This is a genomic window from Rhodoferax ferrireducens (assembly GCF_031458075.1).
In the GTDB taxonomy this organism is placed as follows: Bacteria; Pseudomonadota; Gammaproteobacteria; order Burkholderiales; family Burkholderiaceae_C; genus Rhodoferax_B; species Rhodoferax_B ferrireducens_A.
In genome coordinates this window covers 596,420-620,597 of sequence record NZ_JAVDXT010000001.1, presented here as the reverse complement: position 1 = coordinate 620,597, position 24,178 = coordinate 596,420, and the positions used below count along the sequence as shown (strand labels likewise).

The 24,178-nt window shown below is 65.2% G+C and carries 22 protein-coding genes; 8 read left to right on the top strand and 14 right to left on the bottom strand.

Annotation, left to right across the window (positions count from 1 at the left end; genetic code table 11):
- Positions 1–18 precede the first annotated feature (18 nt).
- From J2X19_RS02980 to J2X19_RS02970, 3 genes are all read right to left on the bottom strand, one after another.
- Positions 19–2,376, bottom strand: a complete 2,358-nt coding sequence (locus J2X19_RS02980; protein ID WP_310370505.1) for a putative bifunctional diguanylate cyclase/phosphodiesterase — start codon at positions 2,374–2,376, stop codon at positions 19–21.
- Positions 2,377–2,433: 57 nt separating this feature from the next.
- The gene (locus tag J2X19_RS02975; RefSeq protein ID WP_310370503.1) at positions 2,434–3,390 is read right to left on the bottom strand and encodes an ABC transporter substrate-binding protein; all 957 of its coding nucleotides are present in this window, start codon (positions 3,388–3,390) and stop codon (positions 2,434–2,436) included.
- Between the two features lie 228 nt (positions 3,391–3,618).
- The gene (locus J2X19_RS02970; protein ID WP_310370502.1) at positions 3,619–4,263 is read right to left on the bottom strand and encodes an NAD(P)-dependent oxidoreductase; all 645 of its coding nucleotides are present in this window, start codon (positions 4,261–4,263) and stop codon (positions 3,619–3,621) included.
- Positions 4,264–4,359: 96 nt separating this feature from the next.
- Here J2X19_RS02970 and J2X19_RS02965 point away from each other — a divergent pair, with 96 nt between their 5' ends.
- Positions 4,360–5,268 carry a LysR family transcriptional regulator gene (locus J2X19_RS02965; protein ID WP_310370500.1) on the top strand — a complete coding sequence of 303 codons (909 nt, stop codon included), beginning with the start codon at positions 4,360–4,362 and terminating at the stop codon, positions 5,266–5,268.
- Positions 5,269–5,329: 61 nt separating this feature from the next.
- Here the strand turns inward: J2X19_RS02965 and J2X19_RS02960 are convergent, their stop codons facing one another.
- From J2X19_RS02960 to J2X19_RS02945, 4 genes are all read right to left on the bottom strand, one after another.
- The gene (locus J2X19_RS02960; protein ID WP_310370498.1) at positions 5,330–6,655 is read right to left on the bottom strand and encodes an MFS family transporter; all 1,326 of its coding nucleotides are present in this window, start codon (positions 6,653–6,655) and stop codon (positions 5,330–5,332) included.
- Positions 6,656–6,971: 316 nt separating this feature from the next.
- Positions 6,972–7,850 (bottom strand): oxidoreductase, encoded by an 879-nt coding sequence (locus J2X19_RS02955; RefSeq protein WP_310370496.1) that lies wholly within the window; start codon positions 7,848–7,850, stop codon positions 6,972–6,974.
- Between the two features lie 67 nt (positions 7,851–7,917).
- A complete protein-coding gene (locus tag J2X19_RS02950; RefSeq protein WP_310370494.1) occupies positions 7,918–8,760 on the bottom strand; it encodes an alpha/beta fold hydrolase in 843 nt (280 codons plus the stop codon).
- A 10-nt stretch (positions 8,761–8,770) separates the two neighbouring features.
- Entirely contained in the window at positions 8,771–9,664 is an 894-nt protein-coding gene (locus tag J2X19_RS02945) for an NAD(P)/FAD-dependent oxidoreductase (RefSeq protein WP_310370492.1), read from the bottom strand.
- Between the two features lie 96 nt (positions 9,665–9,760).
- On the opposite strand from J2X19_RS02945, the gene J2X19_RS02940 reads away from it, so the two are divergent.
- Complete coding sequence (locus J2X19_RS02940; protein ID WP_310370490.1) at positions 9,761–10,393, top strand: TetR/AcrR family transcriptional regulator; 633 nt, start codon at positions 9,761–9,763, stop codon at positions 10,391–10,393.
- A gap of 221 nt (positions 10,394–10,614) precedes the next feature.
- Here the strand turns inward: J2X19_RS02940 and J2X19_RS02935 are convergent, their stop codons facing one another.
- Positions 10,615–11,235: a response regulator transcription factor gene (locus J2X19_RS02935; protein ID WP_310370488.1), complete on the bottom strand. Its 621-nt coding sequence runs from the start codon at positions 11,233–11,235 to the stop codon at positions 10,615–10,617.
- Positions 11,236–11,427: 192 nt separating this feature from the next.
- Entirely contained in the window at positions 11,428–12,357 is a 930-nt protein-coding gene (locus tag J2X19_RS02930) for a LysR family transcriptional regulator (RefSeq protein WP_310370485.1), read from the bottom strand.
- Between the two features lie 125 nt (positions 12,358–12,482).
- Between J2X19_RS02930 and J2X19_RS02925 the strand changes: the two genes are divergently transcribed.
- The 3 genes from J2X19_RS02925 to J2X19_RS02915 all read left to right on the top strand — a co-directional run bounded on the left by J2X19_RS02925 (position 12,483) and on the right by J2X19_RS02915 (position 15,307).
- Complete coding sequence (locus J2X19_RS02925; RefSeq protein ID WP_310370483.1) at positions 12,483–13,235, top strand: SDR family oxidoreductase; 753 nt, start codon at positions 12,483–12,485, stop codon at positions 13,233–13,235.
- A 160-nt stretch (positions 13,236–13,395) separates the two neighbouring features.
- Positions 13,396–14,070, top strand: a complete 675-nt coding sequence (locus tag J2X19_RS02920; RefSeq protein ID WP_310370481.1) for a glutathione S-transferase family protein — start codon at positions 13,396–13,398, stop codon at positions 14,068–14,070.
- A gap of 370 nt (positions 14,071–14,440) precedes the next feature.
- A complete protein-coding gene (locus tag J2X19_RS02915) occupies positions 14,441–15,307 on the top strand; it encodes a hypothetical protein (RefSeq protein WP_310370479.1) in 867 nt (288 codons plus the stop codon).
- Between the two features lie 205 nt (positions 15,308–15,512).
- Here J2X19_RS02915 and J2X19_RS02910 read toward each other — a convergent pair whose 3' ends face one another.
- From J2X19_RS02910 to J2X19_RS02900, 3 genes are all read right to left on the bottom strand, one after another.
- Complete coding sequence (locus tag J2X19_RS02910) at positions 15,513–17,648, bottom strand: ATP-binding protein (RefSeq protein ID WP_310370477.1); 2,136 nt, start codon at positions 17,646–17,648, stop codon at positions 15,513–15,515.
- Positions 17,649–17,782: 134 nt separating this feature from the next.
- A complete protein-coding gene (locus J2X19_RS02905) occupies positions 17,783–18,880 on the bottom strand; it encodes a WD40/YVTN/BNR-like repeat-containing protein (RefSeq protein ID WP_310370475.1) in 1,098 nt (365 codons plus the stop codon).
- 15 nt (positions 18,881–18,895) lie between these two features.
- Positions 18,896–19,165 (bottom strand): MoaD/ThiS family protein, encoded by a 270-nt coding sequence (locus J2X19_RS02900; RefSeq protein WP_116604967.1) that lies wholly within the window; start codon positions 19,163–19,165, stop codon positions 18,896–18,898.
- Positions 19,166–19,459: 294 nt separating this feature from the next.
- On the opposite strand from J2X19_RS02900, the gene J2X19_RS02895 reads away from it, so the two are divergent.
- The 3 genes from J2X19_RS02895 (at position 19,460) to J2X19_RS02885 (ending at position 22,698) form a co-directional block, all read left to right on the top strand.
- Positions 19,460–20,407, top strand: a complete 948-nt coding sequence (locus tag J2X19_RS02895) for a carbohydrate kinase family protein (protein WP_310372624.1) — start codon at positions 19,460–19,462, stop codon at positions 20,405–20,407.
- A 3-nt stretch (positions 20,408–20,410) separates the two neighbouring features.
- On the top strand, positions 20,411–21,076 hold the full coding sequence (locus J2X19_RS02890) for a transaldolase family protein (protein ID WP_310370472.1): 666 nt from the start codon (positions 20,411–20,413) through the stop codon (positions 21,074–21,076).
- 68 nt (positions 21,077–21,144) lie between these two features.
- Complete coding sequence (locus J2X19_RS02885) at positions 21,145–22,698, top strand: hypothetical protein (RefSeq protein WP_310370470.1); 1,554 nt, start codon at positions 21,145–21,147, stop codon at positions 22,696–22,698.
- Here J2X19_RS02885 and J2X19_RS02880 read toward each other — a convergent pair.
- Both J2X19_RS02880 and J2X19_RS02875 read right to left on the bottom strand, forming a co-directional pair.
- Positions 22,695–23,522 carry an AraC family transcriptional regulator gene (locus J2X19_RS02880; protein WP_310370468.1) on the bottom strand — a complete coding sequence of 276 codons (828 nt, stop codon included), beginning with the start codon at positions 23,520–23,522 and terminating at the stop codon, positions 22,695–22,697. The genes J2X19_RS02885 and J2X19_RS02880 overlap by 4 nt on opposite strands.
- Positions 23,523–23,545: 23 nt before the next feature.
- Complete coding sequence (locus tag J2X19_RS02875; protein ID WP_310370466.1) at positions 23,546–24,154, bottom strand: LysE family translocator; 609 nt, start codon at positions 24,152–24,154, stop codon at positions 23,546–23,548.
- Between the last annotated feature and the right edge of the window lie 24 nt (positions 24,155–24,178).

Here is a 24,178-nt window from a genome sequence, read left to right as displayed (position 1 = left end):
TTGATAGCAGCTAGCGCACTACTTGACTGCGCCAAAGCCCTGTTTGGCACTTGATTTATCGGCGGACCCATGGCGGCCCAGGATGGCTTCGAAATCCGCAATCGGCAGCGGGTGGGCCATCAGATACCCCTGGTAGGCATGGCAGCCGCTGTTGGCGAGAAAGGCCCTTTGCGCCTCCAGCTCCACGCCCTCGGCCATCACGCACAGGCCCAGGCTTTCGGCCAGGGCGATCACCATGCGGGCGATGGCGGCGTCGTTCGGATCGACCAGGATGTCTTTGATAAAGCCCTGGTCGATCTTCAGCTGGTCCAGCGGCAGGCGCTTCAGGTAGGTCAGCGAGGAATAGCCGGTGCCGAAGTCGTCCAACGAAAAGCCCACGCCGTGGGACTTCAGCGCGTCCATCTTGCGGATGGTGTTCTCCACATCGGCCACCAGCACGCTCTCGGTCAGCTCCAGCTTGAGCCGCTGCGGCGGGGCGCCGGTGTCGCGCAGCAGCGCCAGCACCTGCGCTACAAAGTCGTCCTGCTGCATTTGCTTGGCGCTGACGTTCACCGCAATGCCGAGCTCGGCGGTTTCTGGGCGCAAGGCCCACAGCGCCAGCTGGGCGCAGGCCGTCTGCAGCACCCAGTAGCCCAGCGGCACGATCAAGCCGGTCTCCTCGGCCAGGGGAATGAAGTCCAGCGGGCTCACCTTGCCGCGCTGCGGGTGCAGCCAGCGCAGCAGCACCTCGGCCCCGGTGATCTGGCTCTGGCCCACCACCTGCGGCTGGTAGTGCAAGACGAACTGCTGCAGCCGCAGGGCTTCGCGCAGGTCGGATTCCAGCACCGCGCGCTCAGTCACCGCGGCCTGCATCGCCGCATCGAAAAAACGCAGGGTGTTGCGGCCGGCGGTCTTGGCCTGGTACATCGCCAGGTCGGCCTGCTTGAGCAGTTCGTCGATGGCGTTGCGCGGCCCGTCGAACAGCGCGACGCCGATGCTGGGCGTGCTGCGCACATCGTGGCCGGCCAGCGGGTAGGACAGGTTCAGCGCCGTGAAGATCTTCTCGCCTACGGCCCGGCAGTGCGTGGCCACCTCGTCCGGGTTGTCGCCCAGGTCTTCCAGAATCACCACGAACTCGTCGCCGCCCAGGCGGGCCACGGTATCGCCCTCGCGCACACAGGTCACCAGGCGCCGGGCCACCTGCTGCAGCAGCAGATCGCCCTTGTCATGGCCCAGGGTGTCGTTCAAGGTCTTGAAGTGGTCCAGGTCGATGAACAGCAAGGCGCCGCACTTGGCGCTGCGGCAGCTGGCCACCAAAGCCTGCTTCAGCCGGTCCATCAGCAGGCGGCGGTTCGGCAGCAGGGTCAGCGGGTCGTAGAAAGCCAGGCTGTTGATCTCGTCCTCGGCGGCTTTGCGCGCGGTGAAGTCTTCGATCACCCAGATGCTGCCGGCCTGCGGCAGCAGCGGGTCCAGGCTGCGCTTGCGCAGCTGCGCCCAGAACTGCGTGCCGTCCTGGCGCTGCAAGAACCGCAGTTCCTCGTCCAGCCCGGTATCGGGCAGCGGTCCGCCTGCGGGGTACAGGGTGCTGGCCGGCAAGCCTGCCATCGCGCCGGGGCCGTAGCCAAAAATCTGCTCGGCATAGCGGTTGGCGATGTGCAGGCTGCCGTTGCGCACAAACAGCACGCCGACCTGCACATTGCTCAGGATCACCTGCTGCTCGGCGAACGAGGTTCTCAGGTCCTTGCGCATGCGGTCCATCTGCTGGGCCAGGCGGCCGATTTCGTCCGGCCGCTCCCAGCCTATGGGCTGCTCGAAGTTGCCGCCGGCCAGCCGGTTGGAGAACAGCGTCAACTTGTGCAGCGGCCGCAGCACGCGCAGGTGCAAGGCCACCAGAATGCAGCCCAGGGACAGCACGAACTGGCCCAGCAGGATGAACGCATAGGCCCGGCGGTCCCGGGCAAACTCCTGCTGCTTCAGGCCGTCGTCGACCTCGATCTCGACAAAGCCCGCCAGCTCTTCGGTGCCATCGCTGCGCATCAGCAGCGGCCGCTGGACCACCTGGGACTTGCCCAGCCGGCGCTGAGGCTGCTCCAGCACCACGATAGGCGCCTTGTCGGAATCGCTGACCGTGATCCGCACCACCTGCGGGTCCAGCAGGGCCGATTGCCCGATGGTGCGCACACCGCTGGTGTTGTAGTTCCACACCGGAACTGCCAGGCTGTTGGACAGCTGCAAAGCCCTTTCGTCCAGGTAGGCCGACAGTTCCTTGTTGATCTGCGCCTGGCGCAGGTAGCTGAGGGTCATGACGCCGATCAGCGCGGGCACGAACAAACCGGCCGCCATGGCGACCACCATGCCCACGCTCAGGCTGCTGAGCCGGCCGCCCGGGCTAAACATAGGCCCGCATCCCCGTGGCACTGATCGGATACATCTGGTGGGTCATGGGCCTGGGTTTCAACACCGGCTGCACATCAGCTTCTGGATCTCGGGGGTCTTGTAGTTGGCGCGGGTCACCATGGTGATGTCGGTAAAAATGGTTCGGTTCTGGATCGCCTGGTTGCGGGCCGCGGCGGCGGCGGCCTGTATGCCCTTGTAGCCCATCTGGGTGGGATTCTGGATCACCAGCCCGTGGATCTCCTGCTGCTCCAGGCCGGCGAGCAGAAAGTCGGTGGCGTCAAAGCCGATGAAGCGCAGCTTGCCGGCCAGGCCTTTGTCGCGCAGGGCGCGCAGCATGCCGTCGGTGGAAGATTCATTGACCGCAAACACGCCGTTGATGCCCGGGTGCGTCGCCAGCAACTGGACCGCACTGTGCCGCGCCTTGCCGATCGAGCCGCCGCCATACACATCGGCCACCAGCGTGATCTTCGGGGCCTTTTCCTTCAGGTAATCGACAAAGCCCTGGGCCCGGTCGTCGGTGGACGCGCTGCCGGCCACGGTCCGCAACATCGCCACCTTGCCCTGGTTGTGCAGCAAGCCCGCCAGGGTCTTGGCCGCCAATTGCCCGCCCGCGTAGTTGTCGGAGGTGACAAAGTTGAGGTGCTGGTTGCCATCCAGCCCCGAGTCGACAGCAATCACCTTGATACCCATGGCCACGGCCTTTTGCACCGATCCGACCAGGCGTGCCCGGTCGGTGGGGGCGATCAGGATCGCATCCACCCCGGGCTTGGTGTAGAGCTGGACGATCTTGATCTGGGAGTCGGTGTCGTCGTTGTGGGCCGGGCCGCGCCAGGTGAGCTTGACGTGGCCATCGTCCTGCACGGCTTTGTCGACCCCGATACGCATCAGCTCCCAGAAGACCTGGTCACTGGACTTGGGGATGAAAACGATGTTGACATCCTTTTCGGCCGCCTGTGCCGTGCACAGCAGCAGGGATACACAGCCAACCAACACGGTACGAAAGAACTGGTTCATTTGTGTCCCCTTGGTGGTGTTCGCCGCGCACTTCTGCGTACCCAAGACGGGCCCTCAATGCGCGCCTTGTAAGCTGAAGATAAACGATTCGAACATAAGCACCGCAAGAACATACCCTTGCCTGCCGATAGCCCGGTACAACGCCAACAGGGCGCACCCGGCGCCCTGTTATTTGGATAGCACCCTGCGCTGCATCTATCAGCGCTAGAGCCCGATTTCGCCTGTAAATTAATGGGCTACGGTAAAGCGCTTCTGCACGTGCTTGGGGGTTTCGATCTCGTCGACGATGGCCACAGCCAGGTCGGCGGCCGAAATGCCGGAAGGCGCGTCGCCCACGCCAGGCAGCGGCGTGTCGGCACCCACGCGGTACTGGCCGGTGCGCTCGCCGGGTGCCAGCAGAATGGGCGGCGAGAGGAAGGTCCAGTCCAGCGTGGTTTCCCGCTGGATGCGGTTCAACAACTCGCGGGCCGCCAGCGCGCCCTGCTTCCATTCGGCAGGGAAATGTGGCGTGTCCACCAGCTGCACACCGGGGGCCACAAACAGGCTACCCGCGCCACCCACCACCAGCACGCGCTTCACGCCCGCCTGCTTGGTGCCGTCCAGAATCGCCTGGCTGCCTTGCAGGAACAGGTCGTGGATCTGTGGCTCGGTCCAGCCCGGGTTGTAGGCGCTGATGACGGCGTCCACGCCGGCCACGGCCTTCGCCACTTGCGCGGCATCCAGCACGTCGGCGGCCACCACGGTCAGGCCGGGCTGGGCGGCAAACTTGCCAGGGTTGCGGGCCAGGGCCGTCACCTGGTGGCCGCGGCCTAACAGTTCGGTCAATACGGCGCTGCCGACGAAGCCGGTGCCGCCAATCAGTGCGATGTGCATAGCAATATCCTGTGGTTTGAAAGAAGCGTCTAGTGTCTTTTCTTCATACACATCTGACTAGATGGCCAAATTCGCTAATACTATGAAGTACTGCTTATGAATACATCCACAGACCAACTCAAACGCATGGGCATATTTGCCGAGGTGGTGGCCGCCGGCTCGCTCACCGCGGCGGCCAAGCAGCTGGGCATGACGCCATCGGCCGTCAGCCAGCACCTGCGCCAGCTGGAAAAAGCGCTGGGCCTGGCCTTGCTGCACCGCTCGACCCGCAAGCTGACCCTGACCGAGGCCGGCGCCCGCTACCACGTGGGCTGCGCGGCCATGGTGGCGGCCGCCCGCTCGGCCGACCAGGCGCTGGCCCGGCTGCGCGACGAGCCCGAGGGCGAGCTACGGCTGGCCGCACCCATCGGCTTTGCCAGCCTGCTGGCCAGCGCACTGCAGCCGCTGCGCAGCCACCCCAAGCTGACCTTGCGCCTGCTGCTGGACGACGCGGTGATCGACCTGATCGAGGCGCGGGTCGACATCGCGCTGCGGGTCGGCAACCTGGCCAATTCCAGCCTGGTGGCGCGCAAGATCGGCCGCATGGGCCGCCAGCTGTGCGCCGCACCCGCCTACCTGGCCGAGCACGGCTGGCCCCAGCAGCCGCAGGATTTGCTGCAGCACGCCTGGCTGGGCAGCGGCGCCGACAACACCACGTTCGACACGCTGGAACTGCACGGCGCCGACGCTGCGCTGCAGGTGGTGCAGCTGGAAGGCCGGGTGCAGGCCTCCCAGGTATCGGCCCTGCATGCGCTGTGCGTGGCCGGCTGGGGCATTTGCATGGCGGTGCGCAAAGAGGATTTCCAGGCCCTGGCCGATGGCCGCCTGATGCCGGTGCTGCCGGGCTGGCAGCTCAGCGACCTGCCGGTCTACGCGGTCACGCCGCGCCGCGGCGAGCAGCCGGCCAAGGTGCGGCATACGCTGGACCTGCTGGCCGCCTACTTTGCCGAGGTTTATGCGGCCTAGTTAAAACTACTGTTTTGATAGCAGCTGGCGCCGGTAGAACCTGCGCCAGAGGCCGATTTCGTCAATGGTCGTCATGCAGGTACGTCGCCTGGCGCGGCAGCAGCAGGCTGACGGCAAAGGCCAGCACCATCATGCCGGTGACATACCAGTAGAAGTAGGACTCATAGCCCATAGTCTTCAGGCCCAGCGCCACGTACTCGGCACTGCCGCCGAAGATCGCATTGCCCACCGCATACGACAGGCCCACGCCCAGCGCGCGCACCTCGGGCGGGAACATCTCGGCCTTCACGATGCCGCCTACCGAGGTGTAGAAGCTGACGACCGCCAGCGCGACGGTGATCAACACCCCGGCCAGCAGCGGGCTGGTCACGCTCTGCAGCGTGGTGAGGATGGGCACCGTCATCAGCGTGCCCAGCGCACCGAACAGCAGCATGTTGTTGCGCCGGCCGATGCGGTCCGACAGGGCGCCGAACAGCGGCTGCATGCACATGTAGAGGAACAGGCAGGCGGTCATCACATTGCTGGCGGTCTTGATCGACATGCCGGCCGAGTTCACCAGGTACTTCTGCATATAGGTGGTGAAGGTGTAGAACACCAGCGAGCCGCCGGCGGTATAGCCCAGCACCACCAAGAGCGCACGCTTGTGGTTCTTCAGCAGCTCGGCCACGCTGCCGGCGCCCTTGGAATTGCGCGTCTGCGCGGTGGTGGTTTCGTGCAGCGTGCGGCGCAGCATCAGCGCCACCACGGCGGTCAACGCGCCCAGCACGAACGGAATACGCCAGCCCCAGCTTTTCAGCTCGACCTCGTCCAGCAGTTGCTGCAGGATGACGACCACCAGCACCGCCAGCAACTGGCCGCCGATGAGCGTGACGTATTGGAAAGACGAGTAAAAGCCGCGCTGGCCGCGCATCGCCACCTCGCTCATATAGGTGGCAGTGGTGCCGTATTCGCCGCCCACCGACAGGCCCTGCAGCAGGCGTGCCGTCAGCAGCAGCACCGGTGCCATGGCCCCGATGCTGGCATAGGTGGGCAGGCAGGCGATCAGCAGCGAGCCGGCGCACATCATCACCACCGACACCACCATCGAGGTCTTGCGGCCCTTGCGGTCCGCCAGCCGGCCAAAGATCCAGCCGCCGATGGGGCGCATCAGGAAGCCCGCGGCAAACACGCCGGCGGTGTTCAGCAGCTGGGCCGTGGGGTCGGACTTGGGGAAGAACGCCGGCGCAAAGTAGATGGCGCAGAAGGCGTAGATGTAGAAGTCAAACCACTCCACCAGATTGCCCGAGGACGCGGCAACGATGGCGAAGATGCGTTTGCGCTTTTCTTCAAAGGTATAGGGTGTGGATGCGCTGGCCGCCGAGGCGGCGTGCTGCGGGATTGCACTCATGGTGGAGGTCCTTGTCTCCGGCCACGGCCTGCGGCGGCCGTTCGAACCGATGGAGCCAGTGTGCGTCGGCCCAACCGGGCTGTCGTCCGTAGCAATCCACGTGCCGCCTGCGTAGCTTTACGCAGGGGTAATTACCTAAGTCCATGCTGATCAAGGTCCAGGACGGCAAGCGGGCCGAAGGCCCGAAAACCCGGCCCCAACCTCAAGCTTGTCGACGGCCCTGACTTCTGCCTGGACAAGTGATCCGCTACTCAGCCCATGCCACGATCCGTTCCGCGATCGCTTGGGGCCTCGATGAGCAGGATGTTCATCGTCGTCAGACCGGCAATCCGTACTGCTTTCGAAGACTCTTGTCGAACGCGGATTCAGGGACGAAACGGCGCAAAAGACTGACCCGTCGCGCCATTGTTCCCGCCGCGTAGCGTGTCTTTGGAACGATCGTGGTCGCCGCTTCGACAATCGTCCTGGCGACGACTTCCGGGGCGTCGCCGGCTTCTATCGCTTTCTTATTGATCACATCCATGCTGGCGCGCGTGGCGTCATAGATGTCAAGCAATAGGTCTGGCTTGGCGAGGTTGTCTTCAAATGCCGTCCTTGTATAGGCGGGTTCGACCAACACGACACGAATGCCAAAGGTGCGAAGCTCGTGGTCAAGCGATTCAGAATAGCCTTCGATGGCATGCTTGGTCGACGCATACACGGCGGAATAGGGAGCCGGGATCAAGCCCAGCACCGAACTCACATTGATGATTCTGCCTTTTCTCTGCTGGCGCATGGCCGGTAGCACCGCCCTGGTCACGCGTAGAACCCCAAAGACATTGACGTCGAATAGCGCCTGCGCCTGGGCCGTCGAGGACTCCTCTGCGGCGCCAAGCAAACCCATGCCGGCATTGTTGACGAGCAGATCGATGCGGCCGGCCTCGGCCAGGACCCGCTCGACCAGTTTCGCCACGGACCCATCGTCGGTAACGTCACAGGCCAGCATAGTAATACCGTCGGATCTCTCCGCGGCGGCGCGGCGGCTCGTTCCGAACACCCGAAAGCCCGCATTCCGCAAGGCTTTGGCAGTGGCGAGACCGATGCCAGAGGATGCGCCGGTCACCAGGGCGACGCCAGGATTAGTCGTATTCATAAGGATTGCTTCCTTTTTCTTTACTTTCAGAGGGATGGACGTTTCTTTGGTGAGGCCGAGCATCAGCCCGGTCACTTCCCGTCGTGGAGGGGCTTCGTTCGAGGCTTCTTTTCGCAGGGCTGAAAGGACACTACTCGCCCCATGCCGCGATCCGTTCCGCGATCGCCTCGGGGGCCTCGATGTGCAGGAAGTGACCGACGTCGGGGACGACTTCCAGCGCGTGCGATGCGGCGAACCGATGTCGGTCGTCGACCTGCTGGGGGAGGATGCAGCCGTCGTCTGCACCGTGGAGCTGCAGCAGGGGCACCGCGATCGGCTGAGACAGGCGGCGCATCGCCCCAAGCATGCCAGGCCGCAGCAGCCCTCGGTAGTAGCGCAAGGGCGCAGGCATGCTCGCCCGCAGGGTCTCGTGCAGCTCCGCCTGGAGAGCTGGATCGAGCGAGAGGCCGGGCGACCACTGACGCCATAGGTGGTCGATGAGGGCGAGATCTCGGGCGCTGGCGATCCAGCCGCTTCCCGGCAGCTGGAAGAGCCCCATGTACCAGCTCCGGCGTAGCTGAGCGAGGCGCGGCTGGCTCAGAAACGTCAGTGGGTGGGGAAATGCCAGCGTGACTGCGCGTTCGATCCGCTCCGGCGCGGTGACGCAGACATCGTATGTGATCGCACCACCCCAGTCGTGGCCAATCAACTCGACGGCTCGCCCGGGAGACCAGCGGTCGATCAGCGCTAGCACGTCGCCGGTGAGGGCCGCCATGTCGAACGGCCCCGCAGTCGGGGACGGGGCGTAACCGCGAAGCCAGGGGGCGACGACGCGACGTCCACGGCGACCGAGCTCGGCAAGGAAGGGCTTTGCGGTCGGCGGATGGTCCGGGAAGCCGTGCAAGACAAGCGTCGGCCGACCATGGGGATCACCACCCTGCAGCGCGTGAAAGCTGCCGTGCGGCAGGTCGAAGGTGACGTGTTCGAACTCCATGTGTGTCTTCTCAAACCAGCATCGACTGCTGGGCGAAGATGCCCGCCATCGCACCCTGCGAGGATGCCTGGGTGACCGAGGGCAAGAAGGGCGTCGTAAGGTCGCCGGCGGCATAGATGCCGGGCATGCTGGTCTGGCGGCGCTCGTCGATCTTGAGGACGATGCCGGTGGGCGTATCGACCGTGGCCAGGCCCAGTGATGCATGCACGCTTGCGGACGGCTTGTTGCGCGGATGGGCGAACAGGATGTCGACCGCGATATTGCGGCCGGTATCGAGATTGACGGTGGCGATATGGCCCTTGTGATGGGCGATCTCCACGATCCGTCCATCGACCACAGGGATGTTGCGGCCAGCCAGATCGGCCCGGATATCGGGCGCAATGTCGTGGCCATCGGCGAAGACAGTCAACTTGTCGGTCCAATCGCGGAACAGCCTGACGGATTGGTGCGACTGCGGGCCGGACCAGAGGACGCCCCAATGCTGGCCGGCGACTTCAAAGCCGTCGCAATAGGGGCAGGGCACGATGGACGTGCCCCAGCTTTCGGCAAAGCCCGGAACACTGGGCATCTGGTCGACGACGCCATAGCTCAGAATCAGGCGACGTGCCCTTAGGCATTCGCTATCGTCAGTAACGACGGAGAAATCGTCGATGGCGCCAGAGACGCTCTCGGCCCGGGCATTGACCAGCCTGATCGTTGGATAGCGCGCCAGTTGCTGCCGTGCCTCGGCCAGGATGTCCAGCGGTGGCTTGTGATCGTGGCCTAGCAGGCCATGCGAGTGGCCGGCGAAACGATTGCGTGGCCGGCCGGTATCGAGAACGGTGACCTTGCGGCGGGCACGGCCGAGCTGCAGGGCGGCGGCGAGGCCGGCAAAACTGCCGCCGATGATGATGACGTCATTCATGGTGATGGACTCCTTGTGGGCTGATTAAATATTGTACTAATGAGTACAGTAATGTAGGGCTCATATAATAAACTGTCAAGTCCACTAAATCCACCCATGGCCCCAGCCCCCACTCCCAAGCCCCAACGCGGGCGGCCGCGCGATCCCGAGCGCGTGCGGCGCGTCCTGGAAGCGGCGCAAAGGCACTTCAACGAGCATGGCCTGGAGCGTGCCAGCGTGGATGCCATCGCCGCGGACGCCGGTGTGTCCAAGATGACCGTGTACAACAACTTCGGCTCCAAGGAGAAGCTGTTCCAGGCGGTCGTGCGCGACAGGACGGAGCCGGTGGTGGCTGGCGTACCGGGTGCCAGGGCGCTGGACCCAGACCAGCCTGAAGAGGCGCTGCTGGCGATCGGCACACGGTTTCTCGCACTAGCGCGCGGGGACGCCCTGGGCGCGTTGCGCGCTGTCTACGGCGTCGCGGGAGCGCAGCCGGAAGCCTGCCGTGCGTTCTACAAGGAAGGCCCGGAACGGGCGAACAACGAGCTGGCTGCATACCTGCGCCGTGCCCACTCTACGGGCACGCTCAAGGTGCAGAACCCGCTTCAGGCAGCGGACCTGTTCCTGTCGATGTTCCTGGGCTCCGGGCACATCCGCGGACTGCTGAAGCTCGAGATGCCGGATTCGCGGGAAAACAAGGCTCTTCTGCGCGAAGCCGTACGGGTCTTCCTGGCGGCCTACGGCGCGTAGGCTCCACAATGCGGCCTGAGGTCGCGATGAGGACGGCAGGCGGGCCGAAAGGCCCAAAAATCCGACCCAAAGGGCCACAGCAGAGGTTCTTTGGCCACCTAGCTGTATGGGTCAAATCGCTCGGTCGTCAACACCGGTGGGTGCTTTGAGGGAGCTTATTCAGCGTAGCCCTAAGAACGTGTTCAAGGTCTTTTGGGGTCCCCAAAGACCTTGAACACGTTCTAAAGCGCGTGCTCGCGCAAAAATCGCTCCAGCTCGTGGCTGTTCGACAGGCCCAGTTTGGCGAACACATGGGCGCGGTGCGTCTCCACGGTGCGCAGCTCCAGCGGCGCCAGGTCCAGCGCGATGCGCTTGTTCGGCTTGCCCTCGGCTACCAGGCGCGCGACCTGCATCTCGCGCGGCGTCAGCTTGCTCCACAGTGCTTGCGCGGCCTGTCGGGCTTGCTGCTCGGCAGCAATGGCGCTGGCCTTCTGCAGGGCCTGGGCCACGCTGGCCAACAGGCGCTCGTCGTTGCAAGGCTTCTCCAGCCAGCCGAAAGCGCCCTGCTGCACCGCCTCCACCGCCATGGCGATATCGCCATGGCCGGACAAAAACACCACCACCAGCGGGCTCTGCTGCGCGCGCAGCGTCTCGAACACCTGCAGCCCGCTGATATCGCCGAGACGCAGATCGAGGATCGCGCAGCCTGGCCGCTGCGGGTCGACACCGGCCAGAAATGCCTCGCCGGAAGCAAAGGCCTGCACCGCATGGCCACGCGACAACAGCAACAGACCGAGCGAGCGGCGCACCGCTTCGTCGTCGTCGACGACGTACAGGTTCAGGGGGAGAGGGTTCGGCTTCATGGGGGCAGAAAACAGGGAGTGGAGTCTGTGAAGACTAACCGAGACCAAGGCGCACCGTTCGCCGCAAGTCCTGGCTAGGGCTCGCTTCGAAGTGCCTCAGATGTCAAGACGATCCGTGCCGGCGCACCGGTAAAAGTTGCAGTGAAAGGCAATCAGAGGGGGCGGAAAGGTTTGAAGACAGCGGAAGCCCCCTTATCGCACTAGAGGCCGCTCATGGGGGACGTTGAGTGCCGGAACCTTCGAAAATGCTTCGGCGATGAAATCCATGAAGACGATGGCCCGCTTCGGAAGAAGTCTGTTCGCCACATAAATGATTTGTATCGGCACAGGCGGGGCGTCATATTCTGTCAGCAGCAATTGCAAATTACCGTTCTTCAGCCCGTCTTCGAACAACCATTCCGGGCCAAGGCCGACCCCTAGCCCCGCGTTGACAGATTCGCGTGCGGCCTCGGGTGAGCTGACCCGAAGCCTGCCTGTGACCGGAACTTCGGTATCCCTGAAACGCCAGGTGGCACCAGACGACAGCAGGGTGTAGACCACGCAATCGTGCCCGCGTAGATCGTCGGGAGCAGCGGGGACTCCACGTTTGGCCAGATATCCTTTGCTGGCAACGCACACGCGTTTGAACAAACCTATGCTGCGCGCACGCAGTGCGCTGTCTTCCAAATGCCCGATCCGAATCGCGAGTTCAGCCCCCTCATCGACCAGATTCACGTAGCGGTCATTGGTCTGGAGGTCCAGCGTCAATCCTGGATAGCGCTCCAGGAAGGCGGGCACATGCGGCAACACAAATGCATAGCTCAGCGCGGTCGGACAGGCAACACGCAGCAATCCGGAGGGGTTGACGTTCTCCCTGAACGACGACTCTGATTCTTCCACGGCGTCAAGAATTCGCCGGGCTTCCGCGTAGTAGCGTTCCCCCTCAGGCGTGAGGGCAAGCTTGCGCGTCGACCGGTGCAGCAGCCGCGTTTGCAGATGGTCTTCCAGTGCCGCCACATAGCGGCTGACGTTTGGCTGTCCCAAGCCCAAGTCGCGGCCCGCAGCGGAGAAGCTGCCCGTCTCAACGGCACGGGCGAAGCATGTCATCAACAAAAAGCGGTCCACGTGAAATCCTTTATTCATGCAACCGAAGCATGAAATATATTCAAATATACGATCTTATTAAATTTTAGGCATGAGTGCATAGTTCTCCCCACGGCAGGTTAGCCAAGGTTGGTTGACCCCGAATCATCTACAGGAGAACTTTCATGTCCCGCTTGCAAGGCAAACGTACTCTCATCACCGGCGGCACCAGCGGCATTGGCCTGGAAACGGCCAAGCAGTTCCTCGCCGAAGGCGCCCGCGTCATCGTCACCGGTGTCAACCCGGACTCCATCGCAAAGGCCCAAGCGGAACTGGGTAGCGAGGTCCTGGTGCTGCGCGCGGACTCAGCCAGTGTGGCCGCGCAGAAGGCGTTGGCGCAAGCCGTCCAGGCGCACTATGGTCAGCTCGACATCGCCTTTCTCAACGCCGGCGTCTCCGTCTGGTTGCCGATCGAAGCGTGGACGGAAGAAATGTTTGATCGCTCGTTCGACATCAACGTCAAGGGGCCCTACTTCCTGATCCAAGCACTGTTGCCTGTTTTCGCGAACCCCGCATCGGTGGTGCTCAATACGTCGGTCAGCGCGCACGTCGGCGCGGCGCATTCATCGGTCTATGCCGCGACCAAGGCTGCATTTCTGAACATGTCGAAGACGCTTTCGGGTGAATTGCTTGCGCGTGGCATTCGCGTCAACGCCGTCAGTCCTGGCCCGGTTGAAACGCCGCTGTACGACAAGATGGGCATTCCTGAGGCCTATCGCGATCAGCTCAACAAGGACATTGCCGCAAGCATTCCGTTTGGTCGCTTCGGCACGCCGGAGGAAGTAGCCAAGGCGGTGCTGTATCTGGCTTCCGACGAGTCCCGATGGACGGTCGGCTCTGAAATCATCGTTGACGGTGGTCGCACTCTTAACGGCTGATTGCAGACGACACCTGAAGGAGCGCTCTCATGACGACTCCTTCTGCCAGCCTTTGGGCTATCGCCCTCGGCAGGATTGCTCGAAGCCACACGGGTAAATCAGCCGCGATGCGCCCGCCCCACATGCGTGGGATGGCTTCATTTTTACAGGGAGCATTCCTATGCCACAAACGCAATTGACACTCATCAGCCACCCTCTATGCCCTTTCGTTCAACGGGCAGCGATCGTCCTTCTGGAAAAAGGCGTGCCCTTCGACAGGATCGACGTCGATCTCGCCGCCAAGCCGGACTGGTTTCTGGCGCTTTCGCCGACCGGCAAGGTGCCATTGCTCAAGGTAGGCCAGCCGGATGGGCCGGACGCCGTTCTCTTCGAAAGCATGGCCATCTGCGAGTATCTGGAAGAGACACAGCCCGGCGCAGCGCTGTATCCGGGCGACCCGGTGCCACGCGCACAGCACCGCGCCTGGATCGAGTTCGGCACGGCGACCCTCGCCGAAGCCTGGCAGTTCCTCAACGCCAAGGATCGCCCGACCGCAGATGCAAAGCAGGCGGCGTTCCAGAGCCGGCTACAGCAGCTGGAAACGGTGCTCGTGGAAGGGCCCTATTTCGGCGGTGCCGCCTTCGGCATGGTCGATGCAGTGTTCGCGCCCCTCTTCCGCTATTTCGACATCCTCGATCCGACGGTATCGCAGCCGATCTTCGAGAACCTTCCCCGTGTCACAGCGTGGCGGACGGCGCTGGCGAGACGACAAAGCGTCGCCGCCGCGGTGGCAGGGGACTACGCCCAGCGCTTCCAGCAGCACCTTCGCCAGCATCAGGCGCTCCTCGCGCACTGATTGCTGCTCGCGGCCTCAACAACTGAAACATTGTTAAGAATAAGGAAGCCTAGCAATGAACACGCTTCCTGGTAGCAATCCCACTCGCCAAAGCGCGCTGATCCTCATCGAATATCAGAACGACAGATTTCTTCCCCGGCTTCGCGCGGAAAGTGACAGAGTACGGACATTCGACCCCTCGGTGCTGGCACTTAACGGTGGCAAGTCACAGCATGGGCGCCCCAGTGAACTCAAAACGAAGTCGGCAACGTCGGAACGAGAGCCCTGAAGTTGCCGCGAGCGTTGCCTAAGCCTGGGGCTTGAGCCCGGTAAGCCAGAGCCGTCTCTCGCCTGTCGTACATTCTCTTTCTTCGCTCACAAAGGACCACCCGTGCCCCCACTTGCCCAGCCACTCCGCGCCACGCTTGCCTTCGCCCTGGCGCTGTTTTCGCTGGCCGATGCCTATGCCGTCACCCCGGCTGAAAAGCCTTACGTGGGCGGCTACATCCAGGGCTCGGTGGATTCGCGCGCGGAGCTGATGCTGCTGGATGACAACACGTTTTGCTTTAGCTTCACGGGCGGCTCGCTCGACATGCTGGCCGGCGGGCACTGGAAGGCCGAGGGCGACGGTGTGCGTCTGCAGGAAGTACGGGAAACCGGCTCCGTCTTCCCCGCCTTTGGCCAAACGGTGGCTGAGCAGAAAGAAAGCGTGACGTTTGACTTTCATGGCCGTTCACTTTCCGACGCAACGTCAGCGGTGTTTGCCACCTCTAACAACGAGGCGCTGCCCACCACGATGCGCCCGCTGTTCGAGGCCGACCATAACGGCTGGTCTTCCAGCTACAAGCTGCCGCCCTTGCCGGCGGCGCGGGTGCGCTACTTCTACATGGGCGACGTGGAAGGTGACGACATGCGCCAGCCCAAGCGGCTGCGTGTGGTGCAGTACCGGCGTGGCGATGCAAACGCGCTGCGCGTGGGCTACAACCGGGTGTTTGGCAACCCGCCGCTGAATCTGGCTGCCACGCTAAAAGACGACGAGCTGCATGTGGATGGTCGCCGCTTTGGTACGCGCAAGGATCTGCCGGAAAAAAACCTGAGAGGCATACGCGTGGCCTGCATATGGCCGGCGCTGGCACAAGCCGCAGCGGCCGAAAGCTCGGCGAACGTGAGGCCGCCACCGTTGGTGCCCGTGAAAACTTTTTATCTGCCGCTGACGGCGATACAAGGCGCGCCGTACTTTCCCGGCACGGACAAGTAGGGCAACTGGTAGACAGTCCGCTTGCTTCACGGGAATGCAGATTGGGATAAACCCAGGCCATCTTTGGCGCATGGGAACCGTATTGTGCGGACTGGCTGCGCGCATCTCCATGGAGAGTCGACGGTGATTTCCTGATGGAACCGCCATCCAGATGGCGGCCATATTCACCTTTTACGGACTCTACCAAGGCCAACCAGAAAAGCTCTCACCCTGCGACTTCCAGCTCCAACGTAAAAACCGTCCCGCCATCCACCCGGTTGGCAAACGTCAATCGCCCACGGTGGCTTTCGACAATCGTGCGGCAGATGTTCAGACCCAGGCCCAGGCCGCCGTCCTTGGTAGTGAAGAACGGCGCGAACACCTGCTCGGCGATGGCGGCATCGATGCCCGGCCCGCGATCCGCCACGCGGATGTGCATGCGGCTGGCGACCACGGCCGCGTCGATCTCCACCAGCCGGCGCTCCGTGGGTGTGGCGTGCATCGCCTGCAGGCTGTTCAGCACCAGGTTCAGCAGCACCTGCTCCAGCAGCACGCGGTCGCCGCGCACGGCCGGCAACGTGGAGGGAATGCGCAGCACGGCGCGCGCTTGCTGCGCCCTGATCTCACCCTGCAGCAAGGCCAGCACGTTCGCCACCAGCGTGACGACCCCGCAGTCCTCGGCACCGGCGGTGCGCTGGCGCACAAAGCCGCGGATGCGGCGCACGATCTCGGCGGTGCGCTGGGCCTGGGCCATGGTCTCGTCCAGGCTGCTGACCAGCAGGTCGGAGCGGCCCTGCTCGGCAAAGGCCTTGGCGGCGCTGGCGAAATTGCTCAGCGCCGCCAGCGGCTGGTTCAGCTCGTGCGCCAGGGTAGAGGCCATCTCGCCCAGGCTGGCCAGGCGCTGGGCGTGCTGCAGCTGCTCGTCGTGCTGGCGCTGGCGCAGCTCGGCGCGCTTTTGTGCGGTGATGTCGACCACCGAGCTCATCCAGCCGCTGTGCTGGCCGTGGGCGTCGATCAGCCGCGCGGTGTAGACCATGGTCAGCACGTCGTGCCCATCGCGGTGCCGCACGCGGGACTCGAAGCCCGACAGCGCGGCCTGGCCGCTCATGGTCGCGTCATTGTTCTGCCAGTGCTGCTCTACATCGTCCGGGTGCCAATAGGGGTACGGCGGCAGCCGGCCCAGCAGCTCGTCGGCACGGTAGCCGGTCATCTCGCAGAGGGCCGGGTTGACGTAGATGATGTGGCCGTCCAGATCCCGCGCGCGCATGCCGACCAGCAGCGAATCTTCCATGGCTTTGCGAAAAGCGTGGGCTTCGTCCAGCTCGGCGGTGCGCTCGCGCACGCGCACTTCCAGCTCGCGCCGGGCATCGCGCTGTTCGGCAAAGCGGCGCTCGCGCAAACGCCAGTACAGGCTGCCCAGCAGCAGCAGGCCGGCGCACAGCAGGCCCAACATCCAGCTGCGCTGGCGGGCGCGGGTGACGGCGGCGTAGTCGGCCATCACGGTCAGGGTCCAGCCCAGGTCGGGCAGGGCTTCGTCCACCGCCAGAAACTCGCGGAGGCGGCCGTCGATGGTGGTCTGCACCCGGTAGCCGGGTTGGTCCGCATCGCGCTCCAGCGTCCACGGCAGCAGCGGAAAATGTTGCCGCCCACCGTATTGCAAATGGCTTTGCACCCAATCCAGGTCCGCGCGGTCCAGGGGGCGGGTGGCCTGGTACATCCAGGGCGCCACCGAGCCCAGAAACACAATGCCCCGCGCATCGGCCAGCAGGATGGGGTCGCGCACAAAAGCCCAGGTGTCCTGGATCTGCCGCAGGCTGACCTTGACGGTGACCACGCCCACCACCGCCCCGCCCTGGCGCACCGGCGCGGACAAGAAAAGCCCCGGCTCGCCGGTGGTCTGGCCTACGCCGTAGAACAGGCCGTTGCGGCCCTCGCGGGCGTCTGTGAAGTACGGGCGGTTCGCGTACGACTGGCCGACAAAGCCCTTGGGCTCGTTCCAGTTGCTGGCCGCCAGGGTCAGGCCTTGCAAGTCGATCAGGTACAGCGCGTCGGAGCCGGCACTGCGGTTCACGGCTTCGATATAGCGGTTGGCGCGCTGCTGCAAGGCGGCGTCCTGCGGATGCGCCAGCGCCGCCAGCACATCCGGGTGCTGGGCCACGGTGAACGGCAGATAGCTGTACTTGGCCGCCGCGCCGCGCAGGCCCAGCGCATGGACTTCGATGGCGCGGTGGATGCTGTCCGCCTGGAAGCTGGCCTCGCGCCGCGCTGCCCACTGGCCGGCTGCCGCAATCAGCAGTAAGGCCAGCAGCGCAGCTGCGGCCCAGAGCCAGGGCGCGCGGCGGACAAAAGGGTTTGGGGGCATGGAAGCAGGCGGATCGGACGGGAAGAAGTGCCCGAACATTTTGCATGAGCGGCTGGTGGCGACGATGGCAGCATCGGGCCTTTTTCCTATTTTGATAGCAGCTGGCGCAGGTGGAATCTGCGCCAGAGCCCGATTCAGCTTGCAAACTGCAGCACGGCCACCGGCGGCAAGTCCTTGCTGATGCAGTGCCATTGCTCGCCCGCATGCTCGCTGGTCCAGAGCCCGCCGGTGGTGGAAGCCAGGGCCAGGGTGCTGCCGTCGGCGCTGATGTCCAGCCCATGCCGGTACACCAGGTGGTAGGCATGCTGGGCCGGCAGGCCGTCGCCAAAGGCCTGGAAGCTGTGGCCGCCGTCGTCGGTGCGCGTGACCAGCATCTGGCCCTGCACCGGAATCCGGCAGGCATCGGCCTGGGCCGGCACAAACCAGGCGCGCAGCGGGTTCTGCGGGTCGCAGGCCACGGCAAAACCAAAGCCGGATGGCATGGGCGCGGCAATCTCCTGCCAGCGCTGGGCCGCGTCGGTAGAACGGTAAATGCCGCCGTGGTGCTGCACCCACAGCGCATCGGGCTGGGCCGCGCACTGCACCATACGGTGCACGTCCTGGATGTTGCCGTCCTCCACCCGCTCCTCAGGCATGAAGTCGGCGCGCATGCCGCTGGCGGTCAACTCCCAGCTCTGGCCGGCGTCATGGCTTTGCCAGACGCCGCCGCAGGAGATCGCCACCGTCAGGTGCGCAGAGTCGCGCGGGTCGACCAGCACCGAGTGGATGCCCGCGTGGTCGTAGCCGCCGCCCATCCAGTCCTTGCGCCGGGGCTCATCCCACAGCGCGCTATTCAAGACCCAGCTGGCACCGCCATCAGGCGACTCGAACAGCCCCGCCGGCAGGCAGCCCGCCCACAGCCGGCCCGGCTGGTCGGCACCGCCGGCTTCCAGCGCCCAGACCATGTCGACGCTCCAGGGTGTCGGATCGTCGGCCCAGGGGCCGGTGGTCGGCTTGGTGGGGAAAGCCGGCGCGGCGATTTCGGTCCAGTGCGCGCCCTGGTCCGTGCTCTTGCGCAGCTTGACGCCGAAGTGGCCCATGCGCAGCGCCGCGTACCAGCTGCCGTCGCGCGGGTCGGCCAGCAGCTGGGTGACGGGTTCACCGGCGAAATGGTGGGCCGCGATGTGCCAGCTGCGGCCCTGGCCGCGCACCACAAACAGGCCCTTGCGGGTGCCTACGAGCAAGCTGAGCATGGGATACCTTTCGGGTTAGCCGCCGGTCAGGGCCTGGATCACCAGCACCTTGTCGCCGGGGTGGAGCGCCAGGTCGAGCCGGCTGCGGTCGTGCACCATCAGCTGGTTCACAAACACCGCCACGTGCTTGCGCACCGCGCGCTGGTCGTCAAACACATAGGGGGCCAACGCCGGCCCGGCCTGCAGGGCCGCCTCCAGCACGGCGCGCAGGCTGCCGGCGGGCACGCTCTGCGGCGCCAGGTCCACATGGCGGCGCAGGCTGGCAGCAAATTCCACGGTGACCATGGCGCCATTGTGCGAAGCAGCCCGGCGGCGTCAAGCCGGTACAAGCCCAGGCTGGAAACAGAGTATTGTTTTTTGCCATTTTTGTATGCGAAATTTCTGCAGCCTGCGCCACTGCGCCCACCTTAAAACACTACTATTTCCATAGCTGCCTGCGCAATCAGAATAAGCGCTAGAGGCCTAAAACATGCATAAACCTACCGCCCCCATCGGGCCTGCCCGCCACGGTAAGATCGAGACACATCCGGCACTCGCCTGCACGCACGCACAACAAGAGGCAAACACACCATGCAACCCATCCGCATTGCCATCGTCGGCGAATCGCTGATCGACTTCACCGCCACCAGCGGCCTGAACTTTGAAGGCCACGAAGGCGGCGCCCCCACCAATAGCGCCATCGCCACCGCCCGCCTGGGCCAGCCTATCGGCTTTATCAGCCAGCTGTCCACCGACCTGTTCGGCGAACGCCTGCTGCAGCACCTGCAGAGCAATGGCGTGAACACCGACTGGGTGCTGCGCAGCGACGCGCCATCGACCCTGGCGTTTGTCGAGCGCACGCCGCAAACCAACCGCTACGCCTTCTACACCCAGGGCACGGCCGATACGCAATGGGCGCCCGCCGTGCTGCCGGCCCTGCCCGACAGCTGCCGCTTTCTGCAGTTCGGCTCGATCGCCCTGCTGCACGAGCCCGCCGCCAGCCGCATCGCCGATCTGGTGGAGGCCCAGCAGGGCCAGCGCATCGTCTTGTTCGACCCGAATGTGCGCCTGAGCCTGATCAAGGACCTGCCGGCCTACCGCGCCAACGTGCAGCGCTGGGCCGCCGCCAGCAACCTGATGAAGTTCAGCGACGAAGACGCCGCCGCCCTGGCGCCCGGTCTCAGCCTGGCCGAGGTGGCCGCCAGCTTCATGGCCAGCGACAGCAGCGGCCCGCGCGCCGTGGTCATCACCCGCGGTGGCGACGGCGCCACCCTGTTCCGCCGCGGCAAGGCGCCGCTGGAAATTGCCGCGCCCAAGATCACCGTGGCCGACACGATTGGCGCAGGCGATACCTTCGACGCCGGCCTGACCGTCGCCCTGCTGGAACACGGCGTGGAACAAGTCGCCCAGCTCGACGGCCTGCCCGACGCTACCTGGCTGGCGGTGCTGCGCTTTGCCGCCCATGCGGCCGCCATCAACTGCACCCGCGAGGGTGCGAACCCGCCCACCCGCGCCGAACTGCAAACCGCGCTGGACGCAGGAAACTAGACCATGCAAGCCTTCCACCTCTACCTCGACAGCGCCGACCTGGCCGAGCTGAAAACCTGTTTGCCGCACCCCGCCGTCCACGGCGTGACCACCAACCCGACCCTGCTGCGCCGCGCCGGCGTCAGCCGCAGCGCCCTGCCCCAGCTGCTGCATACCTGCCTGCAGCTGGGCGCACGCCAGGTGCAGGCCCAGGTGCATGCCGCCGATACCGACGGCATCCTGGCCGACGCCCGCCAGCTGCTGGCCGAGTTCAACCCCGGCCAGCTGGTGGTGAAGATCCCCGCCACCCGCGACGGTCTGCGCGCCGGTGCCGAGCTCAGCGCAGCCGGCTTTCCCGTCACCTACACCGCGGTCTACGCGTTGGAGCAGGCCCACTTTGCCGGCCAGCTGGGTGCCAGCTATGCCGCGCCCTACCTGGGCCGGCTGGAAGACGCAGGCGTGGACGGCCTGGCGCTGATCGCCCAGATGCAGGCCGCGCTGACCCGCAGCGGCGCCAGCACCCGGCTGCTGGTGGCCAGCGTGCGCTCGCGGGCTGCCTACCTGGCGCTGCTGGAGCTGGGCGTGGGCTCCATCACCATCCCGCCCAAGCTGTTCAGCGAGCTGTTCGACCACCGCGCCACGCTGGACGCCGAAATCGGCTTTCTGGCCGACGCTGCCGCCCTGGGCTGAGGCCCGCGGATTCAAGTTTTCGGCGCAGCGGCCGATGGAATGGTATCTACCACGCCAGGCGCCGCACCATGCAAATCCCTGCCACCACCCTGTCCTGGGATGCCAGCCTGGCCAGCAACAGCAGCAATCTGCGCAGCAACATTGAGCCGGAGCTGGACGACCCGGCCATCGCCTCGGCGGTGCTCAGCCTCTCGCCCGCCATCACCACCAGCCCACTGACCTACGAGCCCCCGGCGCGCAGCGCAGTACAGGAGGTGCAGGCCTGGCTGAGCCGCTCCGAAGACACTGTCAGCAAGCTGATGGCGCGCAATTTCTCGTCCAGCGGCAATACCAGCCGGCTCACCGGCCTGGGCGGCGCGCTGCTGGAGCGCTTTGCCAGCAGCGCCAGCGACTTCAAGCAGTCGGTGGTCAACTTCGTGCCCAAGAACAATGCCACAGCCGCTCTAACGGGCCTGTCGCAGGCCGCGCTGGCCAATGTGGGCAGCAATGCCTCGGCCGAGGTCGCACTGAACATACGCACCCGCTCGGGCACGGTCGTCAGCCTGGTGCTGACCAACCAGAGCACCGGCCTGGGGGTTGAAATCCACAGCAGCCGCCCCCTGAGCAGCGCCGAGCGCCAGGCCCTGACCCAGCTGGCCGGCGGCTTCGAGAAAGCCGTGCAGAGCATCACCGCCGAGCCGCCACGCATGGACATTGCCGACCTGGGCGCCTACGACAGTAGCGTGCTGTCCAGTATTGCCCTCAGCGCCAAGGTCGACCGCAAGGGCGAGAAAGTGCTGCTGGAGTTCCGCGCCGAAGACGGCCTGCGCAGCCTGCAGCTGCAAACGCCGACCGACCAGATCGATCTGAAGCTGGACCTGGGCAACCCTGCGATGTGGGGCCCGGCGGCGCAGCGCGAACAGTCGATTGCACGCTACCTCGGGCAGATCGAGCAGGCCGGGCAGCGCGGCCAGGCCAGCGCCGAATGGATTGCCTCGGTGCAGGATGCGTTCAGCGCGCTGCAGCATTCTTACGGCAGCAGCACGGGTTCTACATCAGTCGCCACCCCTCTGCTGACCGGCCTGGCCGACTTCGACCTGCACATCCAGACCAGCGCCCAGGCCCCCAACCCACTGCGCCCGGACGAGCTGGACCGCTTCGACTACCGCACCCGCCAGAGCACCCAAACCAGCGGCCCGGCCGACCAGCCCGACAGCATCCGCCAGCTGCAGACCTCGGCGCTGAAAGCCAGCTTCCACAGCGCGCTGACCTCGGCCGGCCCGCCGACCTTGAGCAGCGAAAAGAATTCGCAAAACTACCTGTACACCCAGGTGGACGACCAGGCCCACAGCGAGGTGGCGCTGCGCTTCGAACGCGATGCCACCACCGAGGCCAACGGGCAGAAGTCGGCGCACCAGTCGACCCATGTGCAAAAGTACGAGTTCGCGGTGCAGGTGGAAGAGCGCACCACGCCCAAGGACTTCTATGTCCAGCAGAACCTGATCGAACACCTGTTGGACTTCCAGCAGCAGCCCAGCTTCGACATCGCCGACCGCGCCGAAAAAGACCGGCTGCGCAGCACCGGCATCCAGGCCATCCTGCTCGAAACCGACCCGGCCCGCCTGGCCGAGCAGCTGCGCTAAGCCGCCGCCAGCGCCCGCTGGTAGACCTGCGGTGTCACCGCATGCCGGCTTTTGAAATGCCGCTGGAAGTGGCTCTGGTCGGCAAAACCCAGCTGCAGCGCCACGTCGGCCAGCCCCTGGCCCTGCTTGAGCAGCTGCTTGCCGCGGTTGATGCGCTGGTCCAGCTGGAACGCATGCGGCGTCTGGCCATAGGCCTGTTTGAAGCTGCGGATCAGGTGGAAGGGGCTGAGCCGGGCCTCGTGGGCGATGGCCTCCAGCGTCAGCTTGTCGGCCAGCTGGTCGAGTATCAGCGCCCTGGCACGTTGCAGCGCCGCCCCCGGTGGGCCGCCTTCTAGCCGGGGCGCAGGCGTGTCAAAGCAGTCCATCAGAAAGCACACGAGTTGCTCCTCGGCCGCCAGCCCATCGGCGTCCTGCGCCAGGGTCTGGAACAACCGGTCAAACCGCCGGTACAGCAGGGGTTGGGCGCTGCTGTGGGTGGCAAACGCCGCGTAGTCGCGGCCGGCCAGCGGCAGGCTGTCGGCCTGCAGGCGCGCCAGCCAGGGCGTGTCGATGAACAGCATGCGGTACGACCAGCTCTGGCCCGCGGTCGCGTTGCAGGAATGGGTATCGCCAGGGTTGACCATCACCAGCATGCCGGGGTGCAGCGCGTCCTGCCGCTGCCGGTTGCGGTAGACGGCGCTGCCCGCATCGACCACGCCCACCGAGAACTCGTCGTGGGTATGCGGCTGGTAGCAGGCCGCTGCATGGCCGGCCTGGCGCATCTCCACATGCGGCAAGCGCCTGCTGCGCTGGAAGGATTGCGAAGCCGCGGGGACCGGGGTCATAGGGTCTAGCACCTTTTGTCTGCTCAGGGCATCAGCATACTGGCAACCGACAGCGCCAGGGCCAAAGCCATGCAGCGGTTGAACAGAACCTGGTACGGCGGATGCGCCAGCCAGCGGCGTATCCAGCGGCCCAAAGCCGCCCAGGCCGCGACCGCTCCAAAGCAGACGCCGCCCGAAATGCCGCAAAACAGCAGCAAGCTGGCCGACGCCTGCGGCCCGGCACCGACGAACAGGCTGACGCCCGACAACGCGACCAACCAGGCCTTGGGGTTCAGGGTTTGCGCGCCTATGCCCAGCACCAGGCCCTGCAGCCAGTCCGGCGCCGCACCGGCGGGCCCAGCCTGCTGCACCGGCGGGGCCATGGCGATCCGGGCCGACAGGTAGAGCAAATAGGCGGCGCCCGCGTACTGCATCCACTGGCTGGCCCACGGATAAGCCAGCAGCACGCCCTGGAAGCCACTGCCCATCAGCCAGACGATGGCCGCGTAGCTGAGGCTGGCGCCGGCCACATGCGGCAAGGCGCGGTAAAAGCCCGCACTGGCCCCCAGGCTGGCGGCCACCAGGTTGACCGGGCCGGGCGAAATGGCGCCGGCCAGGGCGAATAAAAACATGGGCAAGACGAGAGAGGGCATGCGGCTCCTGCGCGACAAAGGGGG